Annotated in this window: 3 protein-coding genes; all 3 read right to left on the bottom strand. The window is 62.7% G+C overall.

What is annotated here, in order from left to right:
* Positions 1–136: 136 nt before the first annotated feature.
* Positions 137–724, bottom strand: a complete 588-nt coding sequence (locus tag ACILQR_RS16450) for a hypothetical protein (protein ID WP_395652435.1) — start codon at positions 722–724, stop codon at positions 137–139.
* 82 nt (positions 725–806) lie between these two features.
* Positions 807–1,865 (bottom strand): LacI family DNA-binding transcriptional regulator, encoded by a 1,059-nt coding sequence (locus ACILQR_RS16445; RefSeq protein ID WP_395652436.1) that lies wholly within the window; start codon positions 1,863–1,865, stop codon positions 807–809.
* 210 nt (positions 1,866–2,075) lie between these two features.
* Positions 2,076–2,601 (bottom strand): endo-1,4-beta-xylanase (locus tag ACILQR_RS16440; RefSeq protein WP_395652434.1); only part of this gene is annotated, 526 nt, incomplete at its 5' end.

The following is a 2,601-nucleotide window of genomic DNA, read 5'->3' as shown; positions in this document are numbered from 1 at the left end:
GGCTCCGGTATGCCGGAGCCAGATCAAACGAAATCAAGGCCGCGCGCAGGCCTCGACCTTGCCGTCCTGCCCCAGGCCCCCCTTGGGGAGAGCTATATCGTGTGGGTTGCCGGCGCTCGCGATCGCAGACGAATTTTCAGGGTTCGTTGCGTGGCAGATCGGCCGGGTCGAAATCCTGTCCGAGATTCAGCACGAACCCTGGCCCGAGTTCGACAGTATGATTGGCGGTCGCCAGGCGAACCGACATCCTCGTCGAGTTCGGCGCATAGTCCTTTGTGGCAACGCCCGAGGCATAGACCCGCTTCCAGTCAGCCCCGATTTCGCCCTCGCCACGGATGACGTTGGTGTATGGCGCAACGGCCTCGTCGATCCGGACGGGAAGACGGCTGGTCGGGCTGTCGGGCGAAGCGACCTGCAGCCTCGCGAACACCATCACAAGAACCGTGTCTCCCTGCTTGATCTCGCCAGTGACGGGGATGTTCGCCCCGGTCGTCCAGGTTTGCTCGGCGCGGATCGCCGGCACGCTGATGGCTTTTCCGCCGACGACTCCCTCGACCGGGTGCGGCAGCGGGCGCGCAGTGGTACCGGTGACTCTCCAGGCCTCAACGTGGGGGGTGTTGATGATGTTACGAAGAAGATCCGAGGATTGAGCATAGGGCCTAGCAACCTGCAAGGCTGCGACGCCCGCTATGACTACGACCGCTCCGATGGCAAGATTCCGCACAACAACCTCCAGATTTCGGGGCGCACTACGCGCATCGACGTCTTGAAAATATGTCCGACAAATGTTGGCCAGGCAATACGTGCTAGTGGCTCTTTGTGCTCCTGGTCTTGGCCAGATGGCGTGAGCGTGGCGTGGCAGGCGGTCCGTCCGACTGACGGTACACCAGGGTGAAAGGAGCCATCTCGCAGAGCGCCTGCGCTGGCTTGCCGTCAGCCTTTCGATTGACCGCATCAGCCAGGAGGGTGACCGCGTCTCTCGCCATGTCTGCAACGGGCTGCCGCACCGTCGTCATCGGAGGCCAGACTGTTGTCGCCAGGGCGGTGTCATCGAAGCCGCAGATCGTGAGGTCGCGGGGGACATCCAACCCCAATCGATGGGCGACGGCGATTGCAGCGGCACCCATATCATCATTGGCCGCGAATATGGCCGTCGGGCGGTTCGCGAGCGCGAGCAGAACGTCAGCCCCCTCAAGGCCGGAATGGTAGGTGAAATAGCCCTGAACCACCAGCGCGGGGTCCGGTGTTATTCCCCCATCACGCAACGCAGCGGTATAACCCTCCAGTCGCTGGGAGCTGGCCGTCTGACGCGGGTGGCCACTGATGTAGCCAATACGCCGATGGCCCAAGCCGATCAGATGGGTCGTCATCGCGTGAGCGGCGGCATAATCATCGACGCGGATCGACGACGTCGCGGCAGGGGGTTGATCGGTTCCCAAGGTTACGATGGGTATGTCTGCGTCGCGGAACAGACGGACGATCTCCGCTGAATCGCACAGAGGTGAAGGCAGGATGACGCCGCCGACTCCCGTCGCAATCAAACGACGAACGGCCACCTCTTCGCCAGCCTCAACCCCGCACTTGACGACAATCAGCTGGATCGCCTTCGCCCCACACTGCTCCAGCGCCCCGAGCAGGAGCTCGCTGAGGTAGGATGGACTGGGGTTACTGTAGAGAAGCCCGATCTGCAATGTGCGCGCGCTGGCCAGACTGCGCGCCGCATGGTTCGGCGCATAGTCCAGTTCGCGGATCGCTTCCGCGACCCGGATGCGCTTGGCCTCGGTAACGCTGGGCTCTCCGTTGATGACGCGTGATACGGTCATCCGCGAGACCCCGGCGAGACGGGCGACGTCATATATCGTCAACCGACCGCCGTTCCGGCGTGCGACCTTGCTCTCCAACCTGTGTCTCCCCGATTTTGTCCGACTATACCTCAACCCTTCTCGCAATGCGCGCGCGGTGAGGCGCCGTTTGTACGGCAGATCCCTGAATATCTCAGCAAATGGGCAAGACTCCGCAGAAAGCCCGGAACTGGGTCTCTGCGCCTGGAGCCTCGACGTGTTCGCCGCGAACCCCTAAAGCGGCGTTCGGGGACTAGCGGCCTTCAGCGCGCCTGCAATGGCGTCGCGCAGCGGCTTGGGTTTGTCGTCAGCGTCAAACGGTGTCGGGCGCTTGGGCAAGCCGTCGGCCCTCGGCCACAGGTTCTGAAGCCAGGAATATCGGTCGGACAATCCCCAGGCGACGATGGTTTGGGTCTGCGGATAGTCAAGCATGAGGTCCAGATACGCACGACCGAGAGTGGCGACTTCCTGGTCCCGGAAGGGAATGGTGGCGGGCAGGTTCTTGTCGTGGACATCGAACTCGGTGATGGCGATCTTCAGACCCATTCCCGTCACTTCGTCGATGAAGCGCGACCACTCCCGTTCCTGGGCCGTGTTGAAGCCGACCGAGTTTGCTTCGTTGCCGGAGCCGATATGACTCTGGACACCGAGGGTGTCGATCGGAACGCCTCGGGTCTTGAGCCCTTCCAGCAGCCGCAGGACGCCCGCCCGATGGGTTTCGTGCCCTGCCTCCCAACTCATGTAGTCGTTGTAGGCCAGA

Origin of the sequence: Brevundimonas sp. (genome assembly GCF_044239655.1) — a bacterium.
In the GTDB taxonomy this organism is placed as follows: Bacteria; Pseudomonadota; Alphaproteobacteria; order Caulobacterales; family Caulobacteraceae; genus Brevundimonas.
This window is presented reverse-complemented; position numbering and strand designations above follow the sequence as displayed.